The following is a 26,703-nucleotide window of genomic DNA, read 5'->3' as shown; positions in this document are numbered from 1 at the left end:
TTCACATTATACGTCAAAAAATTAAACTAATATAAGGGGATTTTAATGGCTAAAGTCATGAAAACGATGGATGGTAACGAAGCTGCTGCGTATGCGTCGTATGCGTTTACGGAAGTGGCGGGTATCTATCCTATTACACCTTCTTCACCAATGGCGGATTTTACGGATATTTGGGCTTCTCAAGGTAAAAAAAATCTTTTTGGTATGCCTGTTAAAGTGGTCGAAATGCAAAGTGAGGGTGGCGCTGCTGGAACCGTTCATGGTTCACTTCAAGCAGGTGCACTTACCACAACTTACACGGCTTCTCAAGGCTTGTTACTTAAAATCCCAAATATGTACAAAATGGCAGGTCAATTATTACCAAGTGTTATTCATGTGAGCGCACGTACCCTCGCAACCCATGCCCTTTCTATTTTTGGAGACCATCAAGATGTTTATGCCGCACGCCAAACAGGTTATGCGATGCTTTCATCTGGTTCGGTTCAACAGGTTATGGATTTAGCAGGTGTGGCGCATTTATGTGCGATTAAAGGGCGTGTTCCTTTTATGCATTTTTTTGATGGTTTTAGAACATCCCATGAGATTCAAAAAATTGAAGTGATGGATTATGCGGTTTTTGATAGACTCCTCGATAAAGAAGCCGTTCAACGCTTCCGTGATGAGGCGTTAAACCCTGAATCTCCAAAAACACGTGGTACAGCACAAAATGACGATATTTATTTCCAAGGCAGAGAAGCACAAAATAAATTTTATGACGCATTGCCTGATATTGTTGCGCACTACATGGCTGAAATTTCAAAAGAGACAGGACGTGAGTATAAGCCTTTTACCTATTATGGTGCAAAAGATGCTGATAGAATCGTTGTAGCGATGGGTTCAGTGACAGAGTGTTTGAAAGAGACGATTGATTATTTAAATGGCAAAGGTGAAAAAGTAGGTTTAATTACACCCCATCTTTACCGCCCATTTAGCATCAAATATTTAATGGATGTGATGCCAGAGTCCGTTAAAAAGATTTCTGTTTTAGATAGAACCAAAGAGGCTGGCTCTATTGGTGAACCATTGTATCTTGATATGAGAGCAGCGTTTTATGGACATGCTAATGCTCCTATTATTGTGGGTGGTCGTTATGGTCTTTCATCCAAAGATGTTGATCCTGCGCAAATGTTAGCGGTGTTTGAAAATTTAAAACTTGCTGATCCAAAAAATGATTTTACCGTAGGTATTGTAGATGATGTCACGTTTAAATCGTTGAGTGTTGGCGAAAAGATGAGTTTGGGTGAGCCTGAGACAAAAGAGTGTTTATTTTACGGATTGGGTGCGGATGGTACGGTTGGTGCGAACAAAAGTTCAATTAAAATCATCGGTGATGAGACAGACATGTACGCACAAGCCTATTTTGCTTATGACTCTAAAAAGTCAGGTGGATTTACACGTTCTCACCTTCGTTTCGGAAAACATCCGATTCGCTCTACCTATCTTGTTTCCAACCCGCACTTTGTCGCCTGTTCAGTAGCGGCGTACCTTGAGTTGTATGACGTCATCGATGGCATTAGAGAGCATGGTACTTTTCTTCTAAACTCCATTTGGGATGCTGATGAGACGATTAAGCGAATTCCTAATAAGGTCAAGCGCATTTTAGCGACGAAAAAGGTTAATTTTTACATCATCAATGCGACCAAATTAGCACGTGATATTGGTTTGGGAAATCGTAGTAATACTATTATGCAGTCTGCTTTCTTTAAACTTGCCGAAATCATTGATTTTGAAAAAGCCCAAGAATTTATGAAAAAGCAAGCGTATAAAACGTATCACAAAAAAGGGGAGCAAATTGTTGAGCTTAACTACAAAGCGATTGATGTAGGAGCGAATGGTTTGATTAAAGTTGAGGTTGATCCATCATGGGCAAATCTTAAAGACGAAGTAAAAACTCAAGAAATCACGACCTATAAAGGTACCCCATTTGTTGAAGCAATCGCAAAACCAGTCAATGCAGCACGAGGTGATAGCTTACCTGTTTCTGTTTTTAATGGTTATGAAGATGGTACGTTTGAGCATGGAACTACAGAGTATGAAAAACGTGGTGTTGGTGTTATGGTTCCTAAATGGATTGAAGAGAATTGTATTCAATGTAATCAATGTGCATTTGTCTGTCCACATGCTGTTATTCGACCATTTCTTATTAATGATGCAGAGTTTGCAGCTGCACCTGAGGGTGTTAAAACGCATGCCCTTGATGCCAAAGGTAAAGAGTTAAAAGGCTTAAAATACAAAATTCAAGTCTCTTCATTGGATTGTACAGGATGTGATCTGTGTGCAGAGGCATGTCCTACAAAAGAGAAGTCTTTGGTCATGGTTCCATTGCAAGAGAGTCTTGAAGCAGGGGAGCAAATTAACGCAGATTACCTCTTCAAAAAAGTGACCTATAAAGATGATATTCTCTCTAAAAATACGGTAAAAGGTGCTTTATTTGCAAAACCACTTTTTGAGTTTCATGCTGCATGTCCAGGCTGTGGTGAAACGCCATACATTACCCTAGCAACACGTCTTTTTGGTGATAGCATGATGATTGCTAATGCGACAGGTTGTTCTTCAATTTATGGTGGTTCAGCTCCTTCAACACCGTATCGTAAAAATGATGCTGGTCATGGTCCTGCTTGGGCGAACTCACTGTTTGAAGACAATGCAGAGTTTGGTTTGGGTATGCATGTAGCAAATGAGACGATTCGTCATCGTATTCACTCTGTCATGGAAGCTTCTTTAGAAAAAGCACCCAATGCCATTGCAGCACTCTATAAAGATTGGATTGAGTTTAGAGATGATAGAGTAAAATCTGCTGAAATTCGTGATCTTTTGGTTCCTCTTTTACAAGCCAATCCAACAGCACCTGGTGCAGATATTATCTTAAGCCTCAAACAGTACATTGCTAAAAAATCACAATGGATTTTTGGTGGTGATGGTTGGGCGTATGACATTGGTTATGGTGGACTCGACCATGTTATTGCCAGTGGAGAAGATGTAAACATCCTTGTTCTTGATACTGAAGTGTACTCTAACACAGGTGGTCAAAGTTCAAAATCATCACGTGCAGGTTCTATCGCTCAATTTACTGCCGCTGGAAAACCGAGTCAGAAAAAAGATTTGGGGTATATTGCAATGACATATGGCAATGTTTTTGTTGCGCAAATCAACTCAAATGCCTCTGCAGCGCAAACCATTAAAGCGTTTGAAGCAGCAGAAGCGTATCCTGGCGTATCTTTGATTATTGCTTATTCACCGTGTATTGCACATGGTATTAAAGGTGGTCTTGGTAAATCAGGCAATCAAGGAGAACTCGCAACCAAATGTGGTTACTGGCCAATTTATACCTATGATCCACGTTTGGAAAAAGAGGGTAAAAATCCTGTTAAAATTACAGGCAAAGAGCCTGATTGGTCATTGTATGATGAGTTCTTGATGAATGAGGTACGTTATGCGTCCCTTAAAAAATCCAATCCTGAACATGCACAAGCCTTGTTTGATCATAATAAAAAAGATGCACAAAGAAGATGGAGACAACTCAACCGTTTAGCAATGGCTGATTTCTCTAATGAGCTAGAAGAGGCTTAAAAATCTCTTTTCTTAAGGAGCAAAATTTTTTGCTCCTTTTTTCTTCTCTTTTCTTTGACGTTTTTTATCTCCTTTTTTTCTCAGCGTATTTTAATTTCAACCCCTATAAAATGTAGTCAAAGTTGTGATATTTTTGTGATAAAATCAACTTTATTAAATCTTCTAGGAGGCATCATATGTTTCAAAAATCGTTTGTACAGAAGAGTTTGATGGCACTTGTTTTCTCATGGTTTTTTGTTCCTGCACTCATGGCCGCAGATGCGTTTAGTTTAGCACCTTTACCTTATGGTTACGATGCTTTAGAACCTGCTATTGATAAAGAAACGATGCAGATACATCATGGTAAACATCATCAAGCGTATGTCTCAAATCTTAATGCGCAAGTGGCAACGTATCCTGAACTTGCATCTATGAATTTAGAAGCTATCATGGCAAGCATCTCTAAATATAACGCAGCAGTACGTAACAATGGCGGTGGACACTATAACCATGCTCTTTTTTGGAAGTTAATGGCACCTATGGGAAAAGGGGGAATGCCTTCAGCTACGCTTTCCAAAGCAATTGAGCGTGATTTTGGAAGTCTTGAGAAGATGAAAGAGGCGTTTGAAAAAGCAGGAGCTACTCGTTTTGGTTCGGGCTGGGCATGGGTAGTTGTAACGTCCGATAAAAAATTAGCGGTGACATCAACACCCAATCAAGACAATCCTTTAATGGATGTGGCTGACATCAAAGGAACTCCTATCTTAGCGGTGGACGTATGGGAACATGCGTATTATCTCAAGTATCAAAATAAACGAGGTGATTACCTCAAACAGTGGTGGAGTGTGGTGAATTGGAATGAGGTCAATGCACGCTTTGATGCGGCAATGAAATAAAAAGTACCTTTACATGTAAGGAAATTTCCTTACATGTAAATTCGTTTACCTCTGAAGTTCGAGTGAGACTTGAGCATTAGATTTTGCAACATCACCACTTCCGTGAATGATGTGTGGAATACAGCCTGTGCAGACATGAATCTCTTCGCCATTTTTCATCGCTTTAATAAAAACTGCACCACTGTTCTCTTCACTGCTGCGTAGACAGACATTGCATACTTGAATGTTGTTGATTTCCATAAAAACTCCTTCTTGATTTTGGCGTATTATAATCAAAAAGTGTCTTCAAAAGATTGAGATAGATCAAGGATTAAATTTTAGTATGCCAATCAGAGTGAGAATCATCCCAAAAAGGGAACTGTTCTTGAAACTCTTGTTGGCTAAAACGAAAGCGAAAATTTTCCGCATAATCCATCAAGAGTGTGTAGGCTTCATGAATTTCTTGAAATTTTCCACTTTCTTGCGCATGAACATCAGGATGATATTTTTTGGATAAAGCAAGATAACATCGACGAATCTCTTTTTTATCCATTCCTCCAATCACGCCTAAAGTATCGAGGGCTTTTTGAAATGTTTCGTAGCACATGGCTAAAAGCTTAGTACTTTGTCTGCTTCAATGCTCCATTCAGTCAGCATCCCCATAGTGCCTTTAATGGTATCGTTAAAATAGGGTTGATTTTTATAAATACCACAACGTGTTAAACATGTTCCGCACACACCTAATGCTACGCCACTTTCATACAATTCTTTAAGCAATGCGACTAAATCATAGTCGTAAACATCAGGTTTTCGTGCGGCTTCACGTGCCATATCAACCGCATCGCTCATCAAAAATATTTTTACTTTTTCACCTTTTACATGTAAAGATTTTGCAAGGCGTAGAGCGTTGTATGTTTTGTCGCTTCCATCATAGGGTTGGTTGTTAAAAATGAAGAGTATCATCAATTTTCCTTAGCTTTGTGTATCAGAGTTATTTGCTCTCATTATAGTACATATTTTCTTCTGATATAGTAAGCCTTCGAGTGCTTTTTAGGCAAGCTTTTTTAGGCTAAATGTTAATAAAGTTTAAAGTTAAAATAGTTTATAAGTTTCATTATCAAAATAAAATATTTTAAGGTTTTGGTTGAATGTTGGAATATTATGATGAAATTTTGTGCTACACTCAAAGGCTGACAGGCGATAAAGTTTTAGCACAAGATTTAACGCAAGAGACGTATATCAAAGTTTTAGAAGCACGTAAAAAGTCAAATATGATTATTCAAAAAGCGTTTCTTTATAAAGTGGCACGCAATCTTGTGATTGATAAAGTTCGAAAAGATAAGATTGTTCATCAGATGCCTTACGAAGAAGAAAAGCATTGTGGGGAGGTTTTAAGTAACACACAAGAGCGAGTGGATGAACAAATAAGGCAAGAGACCTTAAAAGCGTGCATCAAAAACCTCTCACCTCAAAATAAAAAAGCGTTTGTTTTGTACTATTACAAAGGCTACTCAAGGCAAGAGATCGCTCAGATGATGGGCATTAGTACCAATGCAGTTGAAAAAAATATCACCAGAGCGGTTTTACAGCTTAAAGAACAAATAGCAAAAGAGCATCCATGAAAAAAACAACGATGATGTATGAAATCGCACACCAATGGCATATGCGATCACGTGAAGGGCTAAATATTTTTGAGCAAGAAGCATTTGAGCAATGGATGGAAGATCAAAAACATAAAAGCGCTTATGAAGAAACAGAGCATTTTATAGCATCATGTTTAAAGGTTGATGATGCATTTATTCAAGAACTTGAAGCGGATGTTTTAAATGACGAAGTCGTGGCAACGTCAAAAGCATTGTATCAAAGGCGCTCATTTTTCACTTCTTTGGTTGCTGCCTGTTTGGTTTTATTTTTAGGTGTTGGGCTTAATCAGTACTATTTTCAGCCAATTTTTGATCAACACTATGCTACAACGGATCAAAAACTACTCAATATCACCCTTCCTGATATGACCACCGTAGATTTGGACATCAAATCTACCATAGACATTGCCTATTACAATCACAAACGAACGGTGGCGTTTAGAACAGGCAAGGCACTTTTTAGCGTCGCTAAAGATGTCCATAAACCATTTATCATTAAAGCGGGCGATACGGTCATTGAGGTGGTAGGTACGAAGTTTGAAGTCTTACATGTAAACGACCTGACTACGATTAGTGTGTTAGAAGGTGTTGTGAAAGTGAGCGACAAAACCCAAAGTACTTTTTATCAGCTCAAACAAGCCGATTCGATTACGTTTAACGAGGTGGGCAAAGTGCTCAATTACGGTCAGATTAATCCTCAAAAAATTGCTGATTGGAAAGAGGATGCGCTCTTTTTTGACAAAACAACGCTAGGAGACGCTGCGGCACACTTTGCATATTACACCAACCAAACAATTATCTTTGAAAGTGATGATCTCTCTTTTTTAAAACTTTCAGGAAAATTCTCAACGCAACATTTTCAAGGTTTTATTGAAGCGATGGAGACAATTTATGGGCTAAAAGCTAAAAAAGAAAAAGAGGGCATCACGCTTATTCGAAAATAAATTTTAAAAATTTTAAAATTGATGTCCGTTTTGTGCAGCTTCATTCGTTTTAATGCTAAAGATATTCGTTCTCAAAAAATGAACGTCTCTCTTTGCGCATCTAAAAGGAGTGAACTATGACATTGGCACAAAAAGCACTGGCTACGGTTAGCCTCGCTTTGGTTTTCAACACAAGCTTGTTGGCGCAGGCTTATACGATTCAAAATAAAACCCTCAAGGAAGCTTTAGAAATTATCGCTTCGCAATCTAAACTCTCTTATGCGGGTGATTCCGCTTTGCTTGATTCTAAAAAAGCGAATAACATTAGTAACATTGAAGGGCTTGAAAAAGCGTTGGAGCAGTTACTTAAAGGCACGGGGCTTGAAGCGGTGGTTAAAGATAACACGATCATTATCATAGAATCTAATGACGTTTCGATGCTAAATGCGATTGCGATTAGCGCAAGCCAAGATGCTACCACGGAGGGCACAAGCTCATACACAACAAAAAGTACACATACGGCAACACGAATGAATTTATCGATTAAAGAGACACCTCAATCGGTGGTGGTAGTCACACAGCAACAAATCGAGGATCAAAAGCTAGAAACCATAACCGACGCTATTAAAAACATTACAGGCGTGAGTACAAAAACTTTTGATAGTGAACGTCAAAGTTATGCTGCGCGTGGTTTTGACATAACTAATTATCAGATTGATGGTGTTCCTACCACATGGGAAGCGGGTTGGAGTGGAGGAGAGACAAGTCAAGATTTGGCGATGTATGATCGTGTGGAAGTCATTCGTGGAGCCAATGGTCTCATTAGTGGAGCGGGAAATCCTTCGGCAGCGATTAACATGGTGCGCAAACACGCCACAAGCAATGAGTTTAAAGGAAGCATAGAAGGGGACGTAGGGCGTTGGGATAGATATGGCACGACAGTTGATATGCAATCTCCTGTGAATGAAGACAAGACGATTCGTGCACGTGTGGTGGGAAAATATCAAGAGAGTGATTCATTTATTGATTTTTATGAAAACAAACGCAATCTGTTGTATGGTGTTGTAGACGTGGATGTGACAGATGATACACTCTTTTCTGCAGGATTTAGTTATCAAGAAAACGAGCCAACTGCAAGTATGTGGGGTGGGTTACCTTCATGGTATAGTGATGGTTCCAAAACCAACCTAAGTCGCTCTTCCACCACAGCGCCTAAATGGAGTGCATGGGAAAGCGAAGCTCAGACCTACTTTTCATCACTTGAGCACTATTTTGCCAATAATATTAAGCTTTATGGCGCTTATTCTCATAGTAAAAATACCGCCGATGCAAAATTGTTTTACATGTTTGGGCAATTAGACAAAACAACAGGGCTGGGATTGAGCGGGTCTGCTGGCTGGTACGACGTGACCAGAGAGCAAGATAATGTGGATATTTACACATCCATTCCTTTTGAACTAGGAGGGTTAGCGCATGAACTTGTGGCAGGTATGATGTATAACGAACAAACATTAACATCGTATGCTAGAGCAGGATCAGGTTTGGCGGCTATTGGTAATTTTTACGCATGGGATGGCTCATACGCAGAACCTACATGGGGAAATAGTATCCTTGCGACTAAGGGAAAAACCAAACAACTTGGTGGTTATACCGCAGGTAAACTTTCACTCACAGATCATTTGAAATTGATAGCAGGAACACGCATAAGCAATTGGGAAACAGACGTTTATTCGTATGGCACGACTTACTCTTATGAGCATACCAATGTGATGACTCCTTATGCGGGAGTTGTGTACGATTTGGATGCCAACCATGCGGTGTATGCGAGTTATACGGAGATTTTTCAACCCCAAAACTATCGCAACAAATCAGGAGGCTACCTTGACCCTATTGAGGGCAAAAACTATGAGACGGGTATCAAGGGGGAGTATTTTGATGGTAAACTCAATGCAACGTTATCAGTCTTTCGTATAGAACAAGACAATGTGGCACAACCTGATGGGATTAATATGGTTCCAGGTTCGAGTGATCAAGCGTATTATGGTGCTTCTGGAACCGTTAGCAAGGGGTATGAAATTGATGTGAATGGTGAAATCTCTGAAGGGTGGAGAGTAAGCCTTGGATGGTCTCAGTTTGAAGCCAAAGATGCGGATGGGGTTAACGTAAATACAACCCATCCTCGAAAAATTGCGAAAATCTACTCAACGTATACGCTTGGTAAATTTACCTTAGGGGGCGGTGTCAATTGGGAGAGTGAAACGTATACTGCTGCCACTAACCCTGTCACAGGAGTTTCTGAAAAAATCTCTCAAAGCGCATACACACTTGTAAATCTTATGGGTCGTTATAAAGAGTCTAAAGACCTTACGTTTCAAGTGAATGTTAACAATCTTTTTGATAAAAAATATTACAGCAACGTAGGATTTTACAATCAAGTCTCTTATGGAGAGCCTTTGAATGTTATCGCCTCAGTGAAATACAGCTTTTAGTGCAAAAGAGGTCTTTTGATCTCTTTACATGTAAAAAATAACGTATTTTCTACAAAGAAATTTCTACATGCTTTAAGTATAGTCATGATAATCTATATCAAAAAATTATAGGCCTTTAAATGCTCAAGTATTATAATGAACTTTTATATTTTGCTCAAAAACTCATTGGCAATAAAGAGGATGCACGAGATCTGATTCAAGAGACTTACACTAAAGCAATTGCGATTAAAGATAGAATTGATATTGCCAATGAGAGAGCCTATCTTTATAAAATTGTCAAAAATCTTGCCATCAAAGAGTCTATGGGAAAGCAAAAGTATGAAAGTGTTATTTTTGAAGAGCTGATACATTTTGAAGAGAGTCCGCATCCAGAAGAATTGCTCATGCAAGAAGAGCATGAGGTAGCGTTTTTGAGTGTTGTTCATGCTCTACCATCCAGAGCCAAACAAGCGTTTATTTTACATACCGTTGATGGTTATAGTAGAAAAGAGATCGCTTCAATGATGGGCATTACCACAAATGCTGTTGAAAAACTCATTAAAAGAGCAAGCATTAGTATTGAAGAAGAACTTGCCAAGAAGGGATTTTAAGTGAATATTGACGTTAAAATTAAAGAAGAAGCGACTTTTTGGGTTACCTGTGAGAAGGAGGGGTTGAGTGCTTTTCAAAAAGAGGAATTACACCATTGGTTGGCTCAAAATCCATTACATGTAAAAGCGTATCAGCGCATTAGAACTATTTATTCCATGTCACAATCTCTTTTAAAAGAGAATGCAGAACAACTCAGCATAACGGCTCACAAAGAGGCACAAAAGATAAAACTTTTTGAGAAAACGAAGTATTTTGCCCGTGTTGCCACTATTTTACTTGTTATAAGCGTGGGAACATTTGGTATTTATGACACAGTTTATGCTTTAAAATTCACAGACATATTAAGCTCAGATACGCATCCTCTTCTTACGCATGTGCTTCCTGATGGGAGTCGTATCTCATGTGATGCAAAAACAAACATGCGTGTTGCTTTTTATGCTAACAAAAGGGTTGTTACTTTAGATAAGGGAGCAGCGATGTTTGAAGTCGCTAAAGATGCGAAGAGAGCCTTTATTATTCAAAGTGATAAAATCAACATCGAAGTGGTGGGGACGAAATTTGAAGTGATTCATGCAGATGATTCGACCACCATTAACGTGGAAGAGGGAATTGTGAGAACATACTATGATGCTTCATGGCGTGAGAAAAAGAATGAAGTTCTTCTTTTAAAAGCAGATTCTATTACGTATACTCATGAAGGGGTTGTGCGTCATTATGCAAAGATTAATCCAACAAAAATAGCACTTTGGAGGGATAATCTTATTAATTTCAATCAAGTGACACTCAAACATGCGATGGATGAGTTCGCTAAATATACCACAATCGCATATAGCTTTGGGGAACCTGAGTTGGAAAATTATGTGATTACGGGAGAGTTTTCTTCAAACCAGTTAGATATATTTTTACAAAATCTTACAAAAATATATCCCTTAAAAATCGCAAAAAATGACGAAAAAATAGTAATTTCAAAAAAAAGTCAAAAGTAATGTCCGTTTTTTGTTTTTTTACACTCTTATATAGTTAAGAACAGTTATCAAAATTGTTTTAGAATATATGGGAGAATGAAATGAATCTACTAAAAAAAAGCCTTTTAAGTTCAGCGGTTGCATTACTTATGAGTACACATATGTATGCCGATGAAATCATCTACAGCTTACAAAGCCAGCCACTTAAAGATGCAATTGAGCGAATCTCAAAACAATCTAAAACCCCTTATATTGTGAAAGGCGCACTTTTGGAAGGGAAACAATCTAGGGAAATCAAAGAGGTTAAGGGTACAAAAAACGCTTTAAATAAACTTTTGGAAAACAGTGGTTTAGAGGCGGTGATTGAAGATGGGGCAATCATCATTCAAGAGAAAAAAGATGTCTCTACGCTCAATGCGATTTCGATTAGCGCAAGCCAAGATGCAACGACAGAAGGCACGGGGTTGTACACGACTAAGAGTACGAACACCGCAACGAAACTCAGCCTTTCTATGCGTGAGACCCCCCAATCAGTTACGGTTCTGACACAACAGAAGTTAGAAGATATAGGTGTCACGTCTTATCAGGATGTGTTGGGAAGCATTACAGGCATTACCCTAAACCGATGGGATGAAAGGATTAATTCTAGTGCAAGAGGATTTGATTTAGATTATTACAAAATTGATGGATTGCCAATTTATTCAACGTGGAATGATCGGGATATAGACTTGTCTATGTATGACAGAATAGAAGTGGTAAGGGGTGCAAATGGGTTAACAACAGGGTATGGCAATCCTGCGATGAGTATCAATATGGTTCGTAAAAGGGCAAACAGTAAAGAACCCACGGGGAGTGTTGTTGTAAGTGGAGGTTCGTGGGATGCTTATAGTGCAACCACTGATATTAGTTCAGGTATTAATGAAAGTGGAAGTGTCAGAGGTCGGCTTATTGCTAAGCATGAAGATGAAAAATCATTTATGGATGGATATACAAGAGAGAACAATCTTTTTTATGGAGTTATTGATGCAGATGTAGGAGATTTTACGTACATCTCTGGTGGATTTTCGTATCAAAAATTGGAAAGAGATGGTATCCGTTGGGGTGGTCTACCTGCGTTTTATACAGATGGAACAAGAACACACTTTAGCAGGTCGCTTACGGTATCAGAAGATTGGACATATTGGAATACCGAAGAAAAATCTGTTTTTATGGACTTAGAACACGTCCTGTATAAGGACATAACGCTTAATGCAAGGTACTTATACAGTGAAATAGATACAGATACGGCGTTGTTGTATTTTGCGGGTGCAGTCAATAAAAGCACTGGCGGTGGGTTGCGGTACATGGATTGGGAAGGGCAAACCAAAAAAAAGCAACACACCTTTGATGTAAATGTGAATATCCCGTTTGAATTGGCTGGATTGGCACAGGAAATAATTACTGGTGTTTCGTACAATATCGATAAAACTACCAAATACGATGCACGCTATCCCAATGGGTATTATACGCCATTGGGTAATTTTTACAACTACACGTTAAATCTACCTGCTCCTTCGGGAACGGATGTTCCCTATACATTAAAACCTGAAGAGATAGAACAAAAAGCGGTTTATTTAGCAGGTAATTTTTCGTTGATGGAGGACTTGAAACTTATTACGGGGGCTAGGGTCTCTTCTTGGGAATACTCCAGCGATGATACAACCAAAGAGACGAGAAAATTTGATAACGAACTGACTCCTTATGTGGGCTTAGTGTATGATTTAGATCAGCACCACTCTGTGTATGCAAGTTATACTAACATCTTTAATCCTCAAGATAAAAAAAATGCGAGTGGGAGCTATCTTGATCCCATTGTTGGCAATAATTATGAAGTAGGTATTAAAGGTGAATATTTTGGTGGTCTTTTAAATACGTCTTTTTCATTGTTTAAAATCAAGCAAGACAATGTTGCTCAAGATGATCCGTTAGGTGTTTTTGTACCAGGCACAACGACAGTGGCCAGTGTTGAAGCGAGTGGTGTTACAAGTAAAGGGTTTGAGTTTGATGTCATTGGACAAATTACGGATAATTTTAGTTTAGATTTTGGGGTTGCAAACTTTAAAGCAGAAGATGCTGATGGAGAAACGTATAACACCAAGGCATCTCGAACTACCGCTAATTTATTTGCAAAATATGAGTTTAATGCTTTAACATTAGGTGGCGGATTGAACTACAAAAGCAAATATTATACAGGCAGTGGCGCAACAAAAATTACGCAAGATGCTTATACATTAGCAAGCTTAATGGTTGCCTATGCTATTGACAAAAATATGAAACTTCAACTCAACGTCAACAATCTTTTTGATAAAAAATATTATGAAGGTATTGGAAATAATTCGATGGTTTACGGTGCCCCACGTAATGCTACCCTTAGTTTTAAGTATACCTTCTAACCCAAAAGAGCTCTTTTGAGCTCTTTACATGTAAAGGATGTTTATCTATGTTTTATTTTTTAAAACAGCGTTTTTCTCATCTTGCTATTCCTGAGAAAAATGCTAAGCGTATTGGGATGTTTCGTACACTCTGTGCTATCTTTGGTGGTTTATGTGTGGCGTATTTGGGTATGACATTGCTTCTTTTTATTTTACCCGTAAGCCCTGGGGAGTCTTTAGTGATTCCTTTGTTATTTAACACTTTAGCATGGGCGTTGGCTTCGCTTTGGATTGTGTTAGCACCAACACGCTTGCGTGCCTTATGGCGAAGTGTCCTTCCTACACTTTGTTTTGCTGTGCTGATTGTTTTTTTCTTTTTTAAGGAAAGTATGTGATGGAAGAAGCGAAAAAGATTTTTAAACAACGGCTTCGTCGTATTCACGTTGCTGTAGGGATTAATGTCTCTTTATTACTGTATGTATCGGTGTTTTTTGGTATTTTCGCGATCTTGCTGCCTTTTATTCAGGTCTGGGAAAAACCCTCACGCCATTATGCTATGCCTAATATCGAAAACGTAGATTACTCTGCGATGATTGATTCTGTGCTTGGCGATCCTGATTACCCTCAAATTAATGGCATTACCATTAACCTTCCAGGTTCTATGCACGATCCCGCACTTCGTATTTCAACCATGTTTATGAAGACAAAAGTCTTCAATCCCAACACGACGCAAGAGGTTGAGAATGAAGACGAACAGTCCCAACTTGCCATGTTCTTAAACGGCATGCACTATGGTAGACCTTTTAAGCTCTTTGGTTACATCGTGTTTGGTTTGATGGCTGTTGCGACCATGTTTCTTCTCATTGGTGGATTGATGCTGATTTGGAAAGTGTCTTATAAAAATAGTGGCAAAAATGCGCAGAGTCGGTTTTCCAAATGGCACCGTAAAATTTTCACATGGGTGTTTCCCCCTTTTATTATTATTACGTTGACAGGAGCACTGATGAATATTGGATACACTACGTCTGCACCCATGACATTTCTTGCTTCCAAAGGAGAGACGTTTAATACGTGGAAACTGGTAGGTCCTATACTCTATCCCTCTCTTGAACGCATTGAAAAAAAGCACGATAGGGTTTCAATGCTTTCGATGAATGAAATTTTGGAGCACGCTAAAGCAGCTATGCCTGAAGTATCGATTCAAAAAATAACCCTCAGCAATTGGAAAGATTCACGTGCACAAGCTAAAGTTGAGGGATACAATCCGTACATGCCTTTTTTAAACGGTATATCCAATCTTCCTAGTGTGACACTCAGTGGGGTTGATGGTCGTGTGTTGCATCAGCATAAGGTGATGGATAAGCATTGGTCGGGGCTTTTTTATGAGGCTATGTTTTTTTTACATTTTCTTTTTGGCGTGGATATTTTTACCAGACTTTTGATGGCAATTTTGATGGTGTTTGCTGGAGGTGCTTTAGGATTTGGTGTGCTTCTTTATATGGAAAAAGAGGCTCGAAAGTTTCCACAGAACATACCCGTATACCATTGGTTTGGCAAACTCTCCTTAGCGGTTATGGTAGGTGTCTTCCCTGCAACAGGGCTTTTATTTGCTTTGCAATGGAGTTTGCCCTTTGAGCTGTCTGATCGCTTTTTATGGCAAAAAGGAGCTTTTGCATTGATGTGGTTAGCCACCCTTACATGGGCATTTTATCGCCTTAGTTCGTATCAAGCAGCCAAAGAGTTTTTAAAACTCGGTGGAATATTGTTTTTGATAGCGCCTTTGATGCACTTCTATAACAGTGGCTTTTCTCCTCTTCGCCTTTGGAATGAGGGAATGATAAGCATTTTAAGTGTGGATTGTGGCTTGTTTGTTTTGGGAAGTATTTTACTCTTGATTGGGTTTAAGCTTCCACAAGAGAGAGCAAAAGTCATGGCATTTTGGACGCAAAAATTTTAAGAAAGGTACACGAATGAAAAAAATATGGATACTCATGGCTTTAGGCATCGTAGGAACGTGCCTACAGGCTCATACGCTTTTAATGAATATACTGAATAATGATGACAATACGCTTACCGTTCATGGTGAATTTAGTACTGGGGAGTTGGCATCAGGAGCACTGATTCGACTTGAATCTTTAATCAGTGGTGAGGTTTTGTTTCAACAACGCCTACCCGAATCAAGTGAACTGCTAATAGCTATTCCTAAAGAGCCCTATCAAGTTGTACTTGATGGTGGCCCTGGTCATACCGTGGTTAAGGAAGGATTTGCTCCTAATGAAGGGTTTAGTGTTACGGCAAAGGCATCTCAAAAAGGTACACTTTCGCAAGCTCAAAATGGCAATAAAGAGTGGAGCATGCCTATGATTTTTCTGTTATTAGGCGCAGGTATACTTATGGGTTTAACACTTTATTTTAGTTATAAAAATACCCGTTTGATTTTAATTGAACTGCAAAAACGCTAAAGAAAGAAAAGCTTTTTTGCAGCGTATGTTTTACATGTAACGCTATAAAAAGAGTACCAAGCTGATCATCGCATCAATGCCAATATCCACAGGTTCTTTGCCGATTTGTTTGGCGCTATTTTTCACTTGATCAATGATTTGGGTAAGGATGACTTCAAAGTTAAAGTTAGACGCATCCAAAATGCTTTCACGTTTTGTTCTCAAAGAAGGGAGGTTTTGAATCATCTCCCATGAGAGCATTTCTCCTTTGAGCAGCTTTTGGTGAAGCTCTACTTGCCAGTTATTTTGCCATGTGATAAATAGGAAATTTCCATTAGTATCTTTGGCAGTTTTAACTTTCCATCGAATGACCTCAAGGTAGTAATAGAGCTTTTTAAACTCCTCTTCTTTGTAACTTAGCGTGGTTATTTGATGGCCTTCACCAATTTTGTAACTCTCCCAAAGCAGTTTATGTAAGCCCAAAATAAGAAAATCATTGCGTTCAGGAATGTTGGGATTTTTATCAAAAGCAATGCGAAGGTAGTCATCATATGTTTTAAGCAGGTTTCCATTGTAGTGCATACGAATGCCATTTTGTGCGTATTTAATTTCATGAAAAATGTAGGGTTGTGACGCTTTGTTAAAGGCTTTGGGATTTCGTATGTCAAGTTTTTCTTTGTAAGTGTAGAGGTATTGGGTGATTTTTTTATAATCTTGCGTTAGATTGGTAGCCCCTCTGGATTGTAAAATTTCGCTCACTTTTTCTTGAGGACTTGTTCCACACCCTATGAGCAAAAAAAGAAGTAAGAGGCTGAGTATTTTACCCATGATTGAGGAAGTCCTTCCCTTTTTTCAGTTGTTCTTTAATAATTTTGAGCGTCTCTTTGAGGTTTTCTCTTTGCAGAGGGTCTTCTTCTTTGGTTAAGGAATCTTTTAAAAAGAGGTAGCGTTTTTCCAGCTTTTCCATTAACATTTTAATATTTTCTTTGGTTTGTAGCGTCTCTTGTGTTGGTTCATTAATACCTAAAAGTTCTTTTAGTAGGTGAATAAATTTTCTTTGACTCATCCATGACTCCTTGGTTCATTTTCGTGGGCTAAAACATCGGCTTCCGTCTCGGTTAAAATCAGTGCTTCACGCCCTTCTTGAACCCCTTTTTTCTCATGTACAAAAAGAAGTTGTGCAGCTTTGGAAAGTTCTGAAGCGATGGTATAGGCATAGCTGGTATCGTTCATTAAAGAGGTTGCCATGGCATAATTAATTTTATTGGAGCGAATTAAATTATCCAATGCTTTATTGGAGGCAATATCGTATTTTTGGGTATCCACGTGCAATTTGCTTAGCAATAAAATAGCGACATCTTCTTCATTGGTATTGAAAATAAGTTGCATGGTGCGCAGGTGGCTAATGAGATTTTTACGAATATGGTTGTACTCGGTTTTAATCTCTGTATTGCTTGATTCGAGGTATTTGAGCATGTTTTTTTGCATATGTTTGGCCGCTTTAAAGGCTTCAACAAGGCTCAAATTGGCATTTTTAATGGCAACCAAATCGTACATGCTCTCTTGCGAAAATTTCCCTTGTGCCATAATGGCAAAGGTGATAATTTTTCCGTAAATCTCTTTGATATTGCGTTCATAGTAGGCATCCATATTAAAGGGAAGTGCTTTATTGCGAAGCGCAATAATTTCATCACTCTCCATACCTGAAGTGATATCGTTTTTGGTAATGCTCAAAGAGTGTGCGATACTCTCGGCGATATTTTGATACAGGTGTTTGGTCTCTTTGAAAAGAACCGTATGGGCACTCAGAGGAAAATCAAGCGCACTTTCGTGCAAATAATAAACATCGTCTTTTTGAGGAAGCGCCTTTTCATAGGGGCGAAAAAGCGCATTAAGAAGGGCTACGAGCTGTGTTGTCCATGGAAAAAGTAGTACCACACCTAAAAGATTAAAAAAGGTGTGAAATAAAGCCAATTTTAGGGCGTAATCATCAGGTACGATGCCCAAAAACTGTGCGGTTTTATCAATCAGCATGATAAAAGGCTGAATAAAAGCAATGGCAATTAAAGCGGTAATAAAATTAAACAGTAGGTGCGCAACGGCAAATTTTTTCCCCTCAATGTTGGCACTCAATGAGCCTAAAAGTGCGGTAATCGTCGTTCCAATATTTGAGCCAATAGCAAGGGCGAGCGCATTTTCATAGGTCACTTGCGATGCATACAGTGCTGTAATAATCAGTACCAATGTGGCATGCGAGGATTGCATCACAAGGGTTGCTACAACGCCTAGGAGGGCAAACACTAAAACACCCTCCATGCCTCCCATGGCATACTGTGTGAGGTCTATGTGCGCTTTAAAGGCATCAAAGCCCTCTTTCATATACGCAATACCTAAAAATAAAAACCCTAAGCCCATTAACAAATAGCCCAATGCCTTACTTTTATTTTCATTGTAAAAGAGCAGCAAGGTACCAAAAACAAGTAAAGGCATTGCATAGCTGGCAATGTCGACTTTAAGCCCAAGCCCTGCAATCAACCACGCCCCCGTAGTGGTTCCTAAATTGGCTCCGAAAATAATGCCAATGCCTTGTGCTAAAGAGATCAGCCCTGCACTGATAAAAGAGATGGAGAGAATGGAAACAAGCGAACTTGATTGCATAATACTGGTGCTAAGAACACCAAACAGAAGGCTTTTAAATACGGTGTTGGTCATGGTATGCAATATACGCTCTAAAAAGCCACCTGCAAAGGCATGAAATCCCTCTTCCAGGCAGAACATACCAAATAAAAAAAGCGCAATGCCTGCGCAAATGAGTACAAAATTTTGGCTCAGCGTAAAGATATACGTGAGGAGAACGACTATAAATATAAGCCCAAATCGCTTCACGTCTTTCCTTTACATGTAAGGTGTAATGCCCAATTATTGTACACTTTTTTTGCTATAATCCATTAAAAAAAGGATAAAACATGCCATTATTGGATAGTTTTTGTGTCGATCACGTTAAAATGCCAGCCCCTGCACTAAGGGTTGCTAAAACCATGAAAACACCTAAGGGGGATGACATTAGCGTCTTTGATTTGCGTTTTTGCAAACCCAATCAAGAGATTCTTCCTGAGCGAGGCATTCATACCTTAGAGCATCTTTTTGCAGGCTTTATGCGTAGTCATCTTAATGGCGATGGGGTAGAAATTATTGATATTTCTCCGATGGGATGTCGTACGGGATTTTATATGAGCTTGATTGGAACACCCGAAGCACAAAGGGTTGTTGATGCGTGGATGGCATCTATGGAAGATGTTTTACATGTAAAGGCAGAAAGCGATATTCCAGAGCTTAACGTCTACCAATGTGGAACATACACCATGCACTCTTTGGAAGAAGCCCATGCTATTGCATCCAATATCCTTGAAAAAGGCATTGGGGTGATGGACAATACGGCACTCAAACTAGACCTCAAACATCTTCACGTTTAGTTTAAGAGGCTCTAAGAACTTTTTAACTACAATCTAATTTTTAAGATTCAATTTGAATAAAGGTGTGAGAATGGAGCGTTTGGTTTCACGGTATAAAGAGGGCAATTTGATTGTTCTCATTTTAATGGGTATGGTGCTAGGAGTGGTTATTGCTATGATTTCTCCAAGTGCTGCCATGGCGGTTTCAATTTTAGGTAAATTGTTTGTAGGGGCACTGAAGGCGGTTGCGCCTGTTTTGGTTCTTATTCTGGTTTCAACAGCCATTGCAACCAAAGAAGTAGGGGCTCAAACCAACATTAAGTCCATTATTATCATGTATGCTATTGGTACTTTTTTAGCTGCATTGGCCGCTGTACTTGTTAGTTTTTCGTTTCCTGTAAGTTTGGTTTTAATTAATCCAGAAGCAGGCTTAACCCCACCTCAAAGCATTGTGGGTGTGATTAAAGGATTTGTGGTCAGCATGGTTGATAATCCTATTAATGCATTGGCTAAGGGGAATTATATTGGGGTGCTTACATGGGCAGTAGCCGCTGGTATTGCGTTGCATCATAGCAGCAAACAGACTAAAGCAGTCATGCAAGACATCAGCAATGCCATGACAAAAATCGTTCAAGGTGTGATTCGTTTGGCTCCATTTGGTATTTTAGGCTTAGTGGCTGAAACCTTTGCTGAGACAGGCTTTACCGCTTTGTTAGGGTATGGAAAGCTTTTAGTGCTTTTGGTAGGAACGATGCTTTTTGTGGCATTATTTATCAACCCTTTATTGGTGTTTTTGAAAACCAAAAGCAATCCGTATCCTTTGGTACTTACGTGTTTAAAAGAGAGTGGTGTGACAGCATTTTTTACCAGAAGCTCTGCGGCAAACATTCCTGTGAATATGGCATTGTGTAAAAAATTGGGATTGCATGAAGATACGTATTCCATCTCGATTCCTCTAGGTGCAACGGCTAATATGGCAGGTGCTGCCGTTACCATTACCATTTTAACGCTAGCCACCGTGCATACCTTAGGTATTTCAGTGGATTTACCCACGGCTTTACTCTTAAGTGTGCTTGCGAGTGTTTCCGCCGCAGGTGTTTCAGGTGTTGCGGGTGGTTCTTTGCTTCTGATTCCTTTGGCGTGTGGTCTTTTTGGAATTAGTGATGAGATTGCTATGCAAGTGGTTGCCGTTGGTTTCTTAATTGGTGTGGTTCAAGATTCTACAGAAACAGCGCTTAACAGCTCAACCGATGTTGTCTTTACCGCCGCATGTTCGGATGCACCGATTAAAGTATAATCTTGACATGTAAACTAGTTTGGTGGGGTATTGGGGTTTACAAACTCCAATTTCTTGCCAAACCCTAGGGTATTGTCTGTAAATTTCAGATACGCAATTTCGATGCTCCACAGCTGTGGATTCATCGCAATGGCGTATGGAAAACGTTTTAAATAGGCTTTTTTCTCCGCTTCATTCGCTGCTTTAAAAACACCGCTAAATTGAACCCCTTGAATTTTCCCCACCAGTTTTGTTTCTAATGCAATCACCCCTGCAACCTGTTCATTTTCAAGGGCTTCCCTCCCGTGTCTTGTATTGGCATCGGTGGCGATAACCAACGTCGCACGCTCTGGAATAAAGGCGTAAAAACACGAGGCGCAATAGGGCAGATTTGCTTTACATGTAGCGAGTGTGAGCAGATGATGTTTCTTTAAAAACGCTTCTATTTTGGGATCAAGCATGGTGTTTCCTTTGAAAAAAAGTATAACATATTTTTTTGTTCACTTTTAAATGGCAGCTTCATTATGATAAACCAACACCCTTCAAAGGAGAACGGATGAAGAGAGGGCTTTTATTAAGCGTGTTTGGGGTCTACGCATTTGCACAAAATCCTCAGGTCTTGCAATATACAGGCGTTAAAACCGTACACAATCAACAAGCGGTCACGATTGAGAGACAGATTCCTCGTGAATGTTTGGATGTGCATATCTTGCCAGAAGATATTTTTAGCGGCAATCTCGCAGGCAAAAACGTTCCAGCCCTATGCCAAAAAAGTGTGGTGACAACGGTGGGGAAAATCCAACCGATGCAATTAGATCCTAAAATCATCACCGTAGGTGAAGTGGAGGTGTTGGAGTTTATTCAACATAAATTAACGCCTCACCCTGATCGCTATGTGCTTGTCGATGCGCGCAAACAAGAGTGGTTTGAGCAAATGAGCATCCCTGGAAGTGTGAACCTTCCTTTTGATGAAGTGGCATACGACGCGGATTTTCCCGAAGATTTTGAGCACATGAAAAACGTGCTTGGCATTGTTTCACATGAGGGAAAACTCGACTTTTCCCATGCGAAAACAGCACTTATTTTTTGCAACGCTTCGTGGTGTGCCCAGTCGCATATGATGATCGATCAGTTGGTGAAAATGGGGTATCCTAAAGAGAAAATTCTATGGTATCGTGGTGGTTTGCAAGATTGGCTTTTGTTTGGATTTAGTGTGATTTCAAAAAAATAGCTTACATGTAAAGCTTAAGACAGAGGTGCGTGAAGGTCTTCATCGCTTACGGTGATGCTTTTGCGCCACTTCTCGATCTTAAGATCATTCTCTAAAATATGCTCCACCAGCCACTTCTGCGCAATAAATTTCATCTTCTCTTGCAAGCCTTCCATACTTTTTTCTTCTTGAAGAATTTGATTCATCCCCTCAATGATACTTTGATGCATCTTGTGGTGTTGGATATAAAGAGGATAGTGAATGCTTTGCATGTACGCCTCTTCTTCTTTAAAGTGTTTTGCCATATAGGTGTAAAACTCTTTAAACAGTTTTGAGAGTTCTATTTTACTGGAGGTTTTAGGGTCAAGATTTTGTGCGGCATTGGCAAGGGCAAAAAGTTCTTGATGTTGGGCATCGAGCTTTTCATGGTGTAGGCTAAAGCGTTCACTCCATTCTAAAATCACGGTCGCTACCTTTTGAATTGTTTAGGGATATTTTAGCACGCTTTTGAGATTTTTAGGTAAGGTTTTGTTAACTAAAGTGCGTTAGAATGTCACACATATTTTCTAAGGAATGACCATGGTTTTTCAAACCCTAAAGCCTCTTTTTCTTCTACTGCCATTTCTCTTTTTTGGCTGCGAACAAACACCTCCACCAAACAATGTGACACTAAAAACGGTGGGTGCTTATACACTGAGCACTCAGAGTTTAACCCTGACACAAGAGATGGCAGGTCGTACCAAAGCTTCAATGAGTGCAGAGATTCGCCCACAAGTTGGAGGCATCATTAAAGAAAGGCTTTTTAAAGAAGGCGATTTGGTAAAACAAGGTTCCATCTTATACACAATTGATGATGCAAGTTATCAAGCCGCATACGAAGAGGCAAAAGCAAGCCTTGCAAATGCGCAAGCCAGTGTCGAAGCAAGTCGTCTTAAATACGAACGCTATACAGAGTTACTGAGCATTGAGGGTGTCTCCAAACAAGATGTGGAGGATGCTAAAAGTGCGTATTTGCAAGCGCTCTCAACGGTGGATGTGAAAAAAGCAGCCCTAGAGAGTGCACGTATTAATGTAGCGTATACCAAAATCAAAGCTCCTATTAGTGGGCGTATTGGTATTTCAAGTGTAACAGAGGGCGCTTTGGTTACCACCAATCAAACGTCCGCTTTGGCAACGATAAGAGCGCTTGATCCTATGTATGTGGATATGACACAATCGAGCACACAACTTTTAAAACTTCGTGCTTTATTGGAACAAAAAGGTGTTGAAAAAGGCAGTGTACATCTTTCGTTGAAATTGGAAGATGGTAGCATATATGCCCATAAAGGTGAGTTACAATTTCAAGAAGTAGCGGTGGATGAAAGCACAGGCTCTGTGACACTTCGGGCGATTTTCCCAAACCCAAAAGGACTTTTGCTTCCTGGGATGTATGTTCGTGCAATGATGGATGAAGCCATTTTGACCCAAGCCCTCTTAGCGCCACAGCAAGGTATTTCTCGTGATCCAAAGGGTAATGCAACCGCAATGGTGCTGAGCGCTGAGAATAAAATAGAAGTACGTAAAATTAGGACAGAACGTGCCATTGAAGATAAATGGTTGATTCGTGAGGGGCTTAGTGCTGGAGATCGTTTGGTGGTTGAGGGAATCAATAAGGTGAAAAAAGGTGATAGTGTCATCGTGGTGGATGTCACGCAAAGTTTAGGTAAAGCGCAATGATCGCTCACTTTTTTATTCATCGACCCATTTTTGCATGGGTTATCTCTCTTGTTATTATGCTCACAGGTATTGGTTCGATTTTAAACTTACCTGTGGAGCAATACCCTGATATTGCTCCGCCTACCATTCGTATTGATGCTACCTATAAAGGGGCTTCTGCTGAAACGGTGGAAAACAGTGTGGTGCAGATTATTGAGCAACAGCTCACAGGATTAGATGGTCTTTTATATTTTTCTTCTAGTAGCAGTTCTGCTGGCAGTGCTCGCATGAGTGTTACCTTTGAAAAAGGAACAGACGCCGACACCGCACAAGTACAAGTGCAAAATAAAGTGGCACAAATTACCACACGTCTTCCAAAATCGGTTCAAAATGAAGGGGTGCGTGTCAGTAAGGCACAAAGTGATTTTTTGATGATTCTCTCTTTATACGATAGAAGCAATACACGAACATCTGTGGATGTAGCAGATTATTTGCTGAGTACCTTACAAGACCCTATCGCAAGACTTGAGGGTGTTGGAACGGTTCAGGTGTTTGGTGCACAGTATGCCATGCGTATATGGGTTGATCCCTATAAACTTGCCTCGTATAACTTAATGCCCTCAGATATAAGCAGTGCCATTACAGATCAAAATGTGCAAGTATCAGCAGGAAGTATCGGTGCATCTCCTAGCAATGATGAACAACAACTCAATGCGACGGTCACTGCCAAATCTCAATATCAAACGCCAGAACAGTTTGAAAATATTATTGTCAAAAGCGATAGTAGTGGGGCAATTGTTCGATTGCGTGATGTGGCACGGGTTGAATTAGGCAGTGAGAGTTATACGACCATGACAAAACTCAATGGTTACCCTGCTTCAGGTTTAGCCATTGTTTTAGCACCAGGAGCCAATGCCCTCTCTACAGCCAATCGTGTTAAAAATACGGTTGAAAAGATGCGAGCAAGTATGCCTGAAGGATTTGATGTCGCCTATCCACGGGATAGTACAAAGTTTATTCGAGTTTCCATTGAAGAGGTGGTTAAAACTCTTTTTGAAGCAATTTTACTCGTTGTTGTGGTGATGTTTGTTTTTTTACAAAATTGGCGAGCAACACTCATTCCTGCGATTGCCGTTCCTGTTGTCCTCTTGGGTACCTTTGGTGTTTTGGAAGTATTTGGTTACTCGATCAATACGCTTACCATGTTTGCGATGGTACTTTCCATTGGTCTTTTGGTGGATGATGCGATTGTTGTGGTGGAAAATGTTGAGCGTATTATGCGTGAAGAGAAACTCTCTGCAATGGAAGCGACTGAAAAATCAATGCGGGAGATTACGAGCGCATTGGTGGGTATTGCAACGGTTCTCTCAGCCGTCTTTTTACCGATGGCATTTTTTAGTGGTTCCACAGGGGTTATCTACCGTCAATTTTCCATTACCATCGTCTCTTCGATGGTGCTTTCTGTGATTGTGGCATTAACCTTAACCCCTGCCTTGTGTGCCTCTTTTTTACAACCGCATCAAGAGACTCATCCTCATGGTTTTTTTGGATGGTTTAACCGCACGTTTGATGCCTTTATTGCCCGTTATACACGCAATGTTTCATCGGTGATTGCAAAACCGTTACGATGGATTGTTGTGTATGGAATGATTACTGCTGTGATGGCACTGCTTATTTTACGGCTACCGACAGGCTTTTTACCTGAGGAAGATCAGGGCAATATCATGGTGCAAATGAATTTACCTGAGGGAGCATCCTTTAAGCGTACCAATGCGGTTGCTAATCAAGTAGAGCATTATTTTTTAAACAAAGAGAGCAATAATACCGAAGCTATTTTTACCATTTCAGGCTTTAATTACAGTGGTAATGGACAAAATGCAGGTATGGCGTTTGTTGCATTAAATGATTGGAATGTGCGTAAAGGGGTAGAAAATCGCTCCGATACCATCGCCTCTCGTGCAACAAAAAATTTATCACAGGTACGGGATGCTTCTATTTTCTCACTCAATCCACCTGCTATTAGAGGTTTAGGTCAGAGCAATGGCTTTAATTTTCAGCTTCAAGCGCTTGCGGATACGAATAGGGAAACATTGAAAAATCTTCAAGAGACTTTTTTAGATAAGGTACGTCAAGAGAGCCTTTTTACGGCTGTTCGCTTAGGAAGTTTGGGGGAGACACCCCAGTTACATGTAAAGATTGATGAAGATAAGGCTGTTGCTTTAGGGCTTTCTCTCTCTGCTATTGATGATACACTCAGTTACGCATGGGCAGGCAAGTATGTCAATGATTTTGTGGATCGTGGTCGGGTTAAAAAAGTCTATGTGCAAGGGGATGCGCCTTATCGTTCTAAGCCTGAGGATTTAGATGTATGGTATGTAAAAAGTAAAAATGATGTCATGACGCCTTTCTCTTCATTTGCAACGACGTATTGGAGTTATGGTGCGCAAGTGTTGACCCGTTACAATGGATTGGCATCGTATGAAATTCAAGGAGCACCTGCCAAAGGGGTAAGTTCAGGTGTGGCGATGGATAAGATGGAGGCATTGCAAGAAACATTGCCTATGGGTACAAGTTTTGCGTGGAGTGGGCTTTCGTATCAAGAGCGATTATCCAGTGGTCAAACGGTGACGTTGTATAGCATTTCTATTTTAGTGGTCTTTTTATGTTTGGCTGCTTTGTATGAGAGTTGGGCGGTTCCTTTTTCAGTTTTATTGGTTATTCCTTTAGGGATTTTTGGCGCTGTTTTAGCGGCGTCTTTGAGAGATTTGAACAACGATGTCTATTTTCAAGTGGCACTTCTTACGACCATTGGGCTCTCGTCTAAAAATGCTATTTTGATTGTGGAATTTGCCGAGATGGCATACAATCAAGGCAAAGGATTGGTGGAGGCGGCGATTGAGGGAGCGAAGCTTAGACTTCGACCGATTCTGATGACCTCTTTAGCGTTTATTGCAGGGGTTTTACCTTTGGCACTTTCCAGTGGAGCAGGGGCGAACAGTCGTATTTCCATTGGAACAGGAATTATTGGTGGGACGCTGAGTGCAACCTTTTTAGCCATTTTTCTGGTACCACTCTTTTTCGTTTTGGTGCGTGGTCTTTTTCCAAAGCGTAGCCATCATGCGACCATGATAGGGGAGGTGTAAA

Annotated in this window: 24 protein-coding genes; 16 read left to right on the top strand and 8 right to left on the bottom strand. The window is 39.9% G+C overall.

Translation table 11 applies throughout. From position 1 onward, the window contains the following. The first annotated feature begins 45 nt into the window (after nucleotides 1-45). Entirely contained in the window at nucleotides 46-3,609 is a 3,564-nt protein-coding gene (gene nifJ, locus SULBA_RS09950) for a pyruvate:ferredoxin (flavodoxin) oxidoreductase (RefSeq protein ID WP_014770166.1), read from the top strand. A 176-nt stretch (nucleotides 3,610-3,785) separates the two neighbouring features. Further along, a complete protein-coding gene (locus SULBA_RS09945) occupies nucleotides 3,786-4,484 on the top strand; it encodes a superoxide dismutase (protein ID WP_014770165.1) in 699 nt (232 codons plus the stop codon). 45 nt (nucleotides 4,485-4,529) lie between these two features. Here SULBA_RS09945 and SULBA_RS09940 read toward each other — a convergent pair whose 3' ends face one another. The 3 genes from SULBA_RS09940 to SULBA_RS09930 all read right to left on the bottom strand — a co-directional run bounded on the left by SULBA_RS09940 (nucleotide 4,530) and on the right by SULBA_RS09930 (nucleotide 5,426). Next, nucleotides 4,530-4,724 carry a hypothetical protein gene (locus SULBA_RS09940; RefSeq protein WP_014770164.1) on the bottom strand — a complete coding sequence of 65 codons (195 nt, stop codon included), beginning with the start codon at nucleotides 4,722-4,724 and terminating at the stop codon, nucleotides 4,530-4,532. Nucleotides 4,725-4,794: 70 nt separating this feature from the next. After that, nucleotides 4,795-5,070 (bottom strand): DnaJ domain-containing protein, encoded by a 276-nt coding sequence (locus tag SULBA_RS09935; RefSeq protein WP_014770163.1) that lies wholly within the window; start codon nucleotides 5,068-5,070, stop codon nucleotides 4,795-4,797. Nucleotides 5,071-5,072: 2 nt separating this feature from the next. After that, nucleotides 5,073-5,426, bottom strand: coding sequence for a DsrE/DsrF/TusD sulfur relay family protein (locus SULBA_RS09930; protein ID WP_014770162.1), 354 nt, complete (start codon nucleotides 5,424-5,426; stop codon nucleotides 5,073-5,075). A gap of 185 nt (nucleotides 5,427-5,611) precedes the next feature. Between SULBA_RS09930 and SULBA_RS09925 the strand changes: the two genes are divergently transcribed. The 9 genes from SULBA_RS09925 (at nucleotide 5,612) to SULBA_RS09885 (ending at nucleotide 15,947) form a co-directional block, all read left to right on the top strand. Continuing rightward, on the top strand, nucleotides 5,612-6,085 hold the full coding sequence (locus SULBA_RS09925; protein ID WP_014770161.1) for an RNA polymerase sigma factor: 474 nt from the start codon (nucleotides 5,612-5,614) through the stop codon (nucleotides 6,083-6,085). Continuing rightward, on the top strand, nucleotides 6,082-7,050 hold the full coding sequence (locus tag SULBA_RS09920; protein WP_014770160.1) for a FecR family protein: 969 nt from the start codon (nucleotides 6,082-6,084) through the stop codon (nucleotides 7,048-7,050). Before SULBA_RS09925 ends, SULBA_RS09920 begins: the two co-directional genes overlap by 4 nt. A 116-nt stretch (nucleotides 7,051-7,166) precedes the next feature. After that, nucleotides 7,167-9,518 (top strand): ferric-rhodotorulic acid/ferric-coprogen receptor FhuE, encoded by a 2,352-nt coding sequence (gene fhuE / locus SULBA_RS09915; protein ID WP_014770159.1) that lies wholly within the window; start codon nucleotides 7,167-7,169, stop codon nucleotides 9,516-9,518. Nucleotides 9,519-9,637: 119 nt separating this feature from the next. Then, a complete protein-coding gene (locus tag SULBA_RS09910; protein WP_014770158.1) occupies nucleotides 9,638-10,108 on the top strand; it encodes an RNA polymerase sigma factor in 471 nt (156 codons plus the stop codon). Beyond that, nucleotides 10,109-11,095, top strand: coding sequence for a FecR family protein (locus SULBA_RS09905; RefSeq protein ID WP_014770157.1), 987 nt, complete (start codon nucleotides 10,109-10,111; stop codon nucleotides 11,093-11,095). An 80-nt stretch (nucleotides 11,096-11,175) separates the two neighbouring features. After that, a complete protein-coding gene (locus tag SULBA_RS09900; RefSeq protein WP_014770156.1) occupies nucleotides 11,176-13,506 on the top strand; it encodes a TonB-dependent siderophore receptor in 2,331 nt (776 codons plus the stop codon). A gap of 47 nt (nucleotides 13,507-13,553) precedes the next feature. Beyond that, nucleotides 13,554-13,880: a hypothetical protein gene (locus tag SULBA_RS09895; protein ID WP_014770155.1), complete on the top strand. Its 327-nt coding sequence runs from the start codon at nucleotides 13,554-13,556 to the stop codon at nucleotides 13,878-13,880. Next, nucleotides 13,880-15,442 (top strand): PepSY-associated TM helix domain-containing protein, encoded by a 1,563-nt coding sequence (locus SULBA_RS09890; RefSeq protein ID WP_014770154.1) that lies wholly within the window; start codon nucleotides 13,880-13,882, stop codon nucleotides 15,440-15,442. Before SULBA_RS09895 ends, SULBA_RS09890 begins: the two co-directional genes overlap by 1 nt. Nucleotides 15,443-15,455: 13 nt before the next feature. Then, on the top strand, nucleotides 15,456-15,947 hold the full coding sequence (locus SULBA_RS09885) for a hypothetical protein (protein WP_041671847.1): 492 nt from the start codon (nucleotides 15,456-15,458) through the stop codon (nucleotides 15,945-15,947). Between the two features lie 42 nt (nucleotides 15,948-15,989). On the opposite strand, the gene SULBA_RS09880 is transcribed toward SULBA_RS09885, so the two are convergent. Genes SULBA_RS09880 through SULBA_RS09870 form a run of 3 tightly spaced genes read right to left on the bottom strand, consistent with a single transcriptional unit; the run spans nucleotide 15,990 to nucleotide 18,812 of the window. Beyond that, nucleotides 15,990-16,754, bottom strand: coding sequence for a hypothetical protein (locus tag SULBA_RS09880; RefSeq protein WP_014770152.1), 765 nt, complete (start codon nucleotides 16,752-16,754; stop codon nucleotides 15,990-15,992). Continuing rightward, the gene (locus SULBA_RS09875) at nucleotides 16,747-16,992 is read right to left on the bottom strand and encodes a hypothetical protein (protein ID WP_014770151.1); all 246 of its coding nucleotides are present in this window, start codon (nucleotides 16,990-16,992) and stop codon (nucleotides 16,747-16,749) included. Before SULBA_RS09875 ends, SULBA_RS09880 begins: the two co-directional genes overlap by 8 nt. Beyond that, nucleotides 16,989-18,812 (bottom strand): Na/Pi cotransporter family protein, encoded by a 1,824-nt coding sequence (locus tag SULBA_RS09870; protein ID WP_014770150.1) that lies wholly within the window; start codon nucleotides 18,810-18,812, stop codon nucleotides 16,989-16,991. The genes SULBA_RS09875 and SULBA_RS09870 overlap by 4 nt, the downstream gene beginning before the upstream one ends. Nucleotides 18,813-18,892: 80 nt before the next feature. Here SULBA_RS09870 and luxS point away from each other — a divergent pair, with 80 nt between their 5' ends. Both luxS and sstT read left to right on the top strand, forming a co-directional pair. Continuing rightward, nucleotides 18,893-19,399: an S-ribosylhomocysteine lyase gene (gene luxS, locus SULBA_RS09865; RefSeq protein ID WP_014770149.1), complete on the top strand. Its 507-nt coding sequence runs from the start codon at nucleotides 18,893-18,895 to the stop codon at nucleotides 19,397-19,399. 70 nt (nucleotides 19,400-19,469) lie between these two features. Continuing rightward, nucleotides 19,470-20,675, top strand: coding sequence for a serine/threonine transporter SstT (sstT, locus tag SULBA_RS09860; protein WP_014770148.1), 1,206 nt, complete (start codon nucleotides 19,470-19,472; stop codon nucleotides 20,673-20,675). A gap of 14 nt (nucleotides 20,676-20,689) precedes the next feature. Here sstT and SULBA_RS09855 read toward each other — a convergent pair whose 3' ends face one another. Further along, entirely contained in the window at nucleotides 20,690-21,115 is a 426-nt protein-coding gene (locus SULBA_RS09855) for a pyridoxamine 5'-phosphate oxidase family protein (protein WP_014770147.1), read from the bottom strand. Nucleotides 21,116-21,210: 95 nt separating this feature from the next. Between SULBA_RS09855 and SULBA_RS09850 the strand changes: the two genes are divergently transcribed. Continuing rightward, nucleotides 21,211-21,885, top strand: coding sequence for a rhodanese-like domain-containing protein (locus SULBA_RS09850; RefSeq protein WP_014770146.1), 675 nt, complete (start codon nucleotides 21,211-21,213; stop codon nucleotides 21,883-21,885). A gap of 14 nt (nucleotides 21,886-21,899) precedes the next feature. On the opposite strand, the gene SULBA_RS09845 is transcribed toward SULBA_RS09850, so the two are convergent. Next, a complete protein-coding gene (locus SULBA_RS09845) occupies nucleotides 21,900-22,328 on the bottom strand; it encodes a bacteriohemerythrin (RefSeq protein ID WP_014770145.1) in 429 nt (142 codons plus the stop codon). A gap of 115 nt (nucleotides 22,329-22,443) precedes the next feature. Here SULBA_RS09845 and SULBA_RS09840 point away from each other — a divergent pair, with 115 nt between their 5' ends. Both SULBA_RS09840 and SULBA_RS09835 read left to right on the top strand, forming a co-directional pair. Next, entirely contained in the window at nucleotides 22,444-23,580 is a 1,137-nt protein-coding gene (locus SULBA_RS09840; protein ID WP_014770144.1) for an efflux RND transporter periplasmic adaptor subunit, read from the top strand. Next, nucleotides 23,577-26,702 (top strand): efflux RND transporter permease subunit, encoded by a 3,126-nt coding sequence (locus tag SULBA_RS09835; RefSeq protein ID WP_014770143.1) that lies wholly within the window; start codon nucleotides 23,577-23,579, stop codon nucleotides 26,700-26,702. Before SULBA_RS09840 ends, SULBA_RS09835 begins: the two co-directional genes overlap by 4 nt. The last annotated feature ends 1 nt before the right edge of the window (nucleotide 26,703 follow it).

Origin of the sequence: Sulfurospirillum barnesii SES-3, assembly GCF_000265295.1 — a bacterium.
Lineage (GTDB): Bacteria > Campylobacterota > Campylobacteria > Campylobacterales > Sulfurospirillaceae > Sulfurospirillum > Sulfurospirillum barnesii.
The sequence above is the reverse complement of the archived record's forward strand: the minus strand, read 5'-3'. Positions and strand labels throughout refer to the sequence as shown.

Coding starts and splice junctions, on each gene's coding strand:
- nifJ (WP_014770166.1), top strand. CDS start 46: ATGGCTAAAGTCATGAAAACGATGGATGGTAACGAAGCTGCTGCGTAT.
- SULBA_RS09945 (WP_014770165.1), top strand. CDS start 3,786: ATGTTTCAAAAATCGTTTGTACAGAAGAGTTTGATGGCACTTGTTTTC.
- SULBA_RS09940 (WP_014770164.1), bottom strand. CDS start 4,724: ATGGAAATCAACAACATTCAAGTATGCAATGTCTGTCTACGCAGCAGT.
- SULBA_RS09935 (WP_014770163.1), bottom strand. CDS start 5,070: ATGTGCTACGAAACATTTCAAAAAGCCCTCGATACTTTAGGCGTGATT.
- SULBA_RS09930 (WP_014770162.1), bottom strand. CDS start 5,426: ATGATACTCTTCATTTTTAACAACCAACCCTATGATGGAAGCGACAAA.
- SULBA_RS09925 (WP_014770161.1), top strand. CDS start 5,612: ATGTTGGAATATTATGATGAAATTTTGTGCTACACTCAAAGGCTGACA.
- SULBA_RS09920 (WP_014770160.1), top strand. CDS start 6,082: ATGAAAAAAACAACGATGATGTATGAAATCGCACACCAATGGCATATG.
- fhuE (WP_014770159.1), top strand. CDS start 7,167: ATGACATTGGCACAAAAAGCACTGGCTACGGTTAGCCTCGCTTTGGTT.
- SULBA_RS09910 (WP_014770158.1), top strand. CDS start 9,638: ATGCTCAAGTATTATAATGAACTTTTATATTTTGCTCAAAAACTCATT.
- SULBA_RS09900 (WP_014770156.1), top strand. CDS start 11,176: ATGAATCTACTAAAAAAAAGCCTTTTAAGTTCAGCGGTTGCATTACTT.
- SULBA_RS09895 (WP_014770155.1), top strand. CDS start 13,554: ATGTTTTATTTTTTAAAACAGCGTTTTTCTCATCTTGCTATTCCTGAG.
- SULBA_RS09890 (WP_014770154.1), top strand. CDS start 13,880: ATGGAAGAAGCGAAAAAGATTTTTAAACAACGGCTTCGTCGTATTCAC.
- SULBA_RS09885 (WP_041671847.1), top strand. CDS start 15,456: ATGAAAAAAATATGGATACTCATGGCTTTAGGCATCGTAGGAACGTGC.
- SULBA_RS09880 (WP_014770152.1), bottom strand. CDS start 16,754: ATGGGTAAAATACTCAGCCTCTTACTTCTTTTTTTGCTCATAGGGTGT.
- SULBA_RS09875 (WP_014770151.1), bottom strand. CDS start 16,992: ATGAGTCAAAGAAAATTTATTCACCTACTAAAAGAACTTTTAGGTATT.
- luxS (WP_014770149.1), top strand. CDS start 18,893: ATGCCATTATTGGATAGTTTTTGTGTCGATCACGTTAAAATGCCAGCC.
- sstT (WP_014770148.1), top strand. CDS start 19,470: ATGGAGCGTTTGGTTTCACGGTATAAAGAGGGCAATTTGATTGTTCTC.
- SULBA_RS09855 (WP_014770147.1), bottom strand. CDS start 21,115: ATGCTTGATCCCAAAATAGAAGCGTTTTTAAAGAAACATCATCTGCTC.
- SULBA_RS09850 (WP_014770146.1), top strand. CDS start 21,211: ATGAAGAGAGGGCTTTTATTAAGCGTGTTTGGGGTCTACGCATTTGCA.
- SULBA_RS09840 (WP_014770144.1), top strand. CDS start 22,444: ATGGTTTTTCAAACCCTAAAGCCTCTTTTTCTTCTACTGCCATTTCTC.
- SULBA_RS09835 (WP_014770143.1), top strand. CDS start 23,577: ATGATCGCTCACTTTTTTATTCATCGACCCATTTTTGCATGGGTTATC.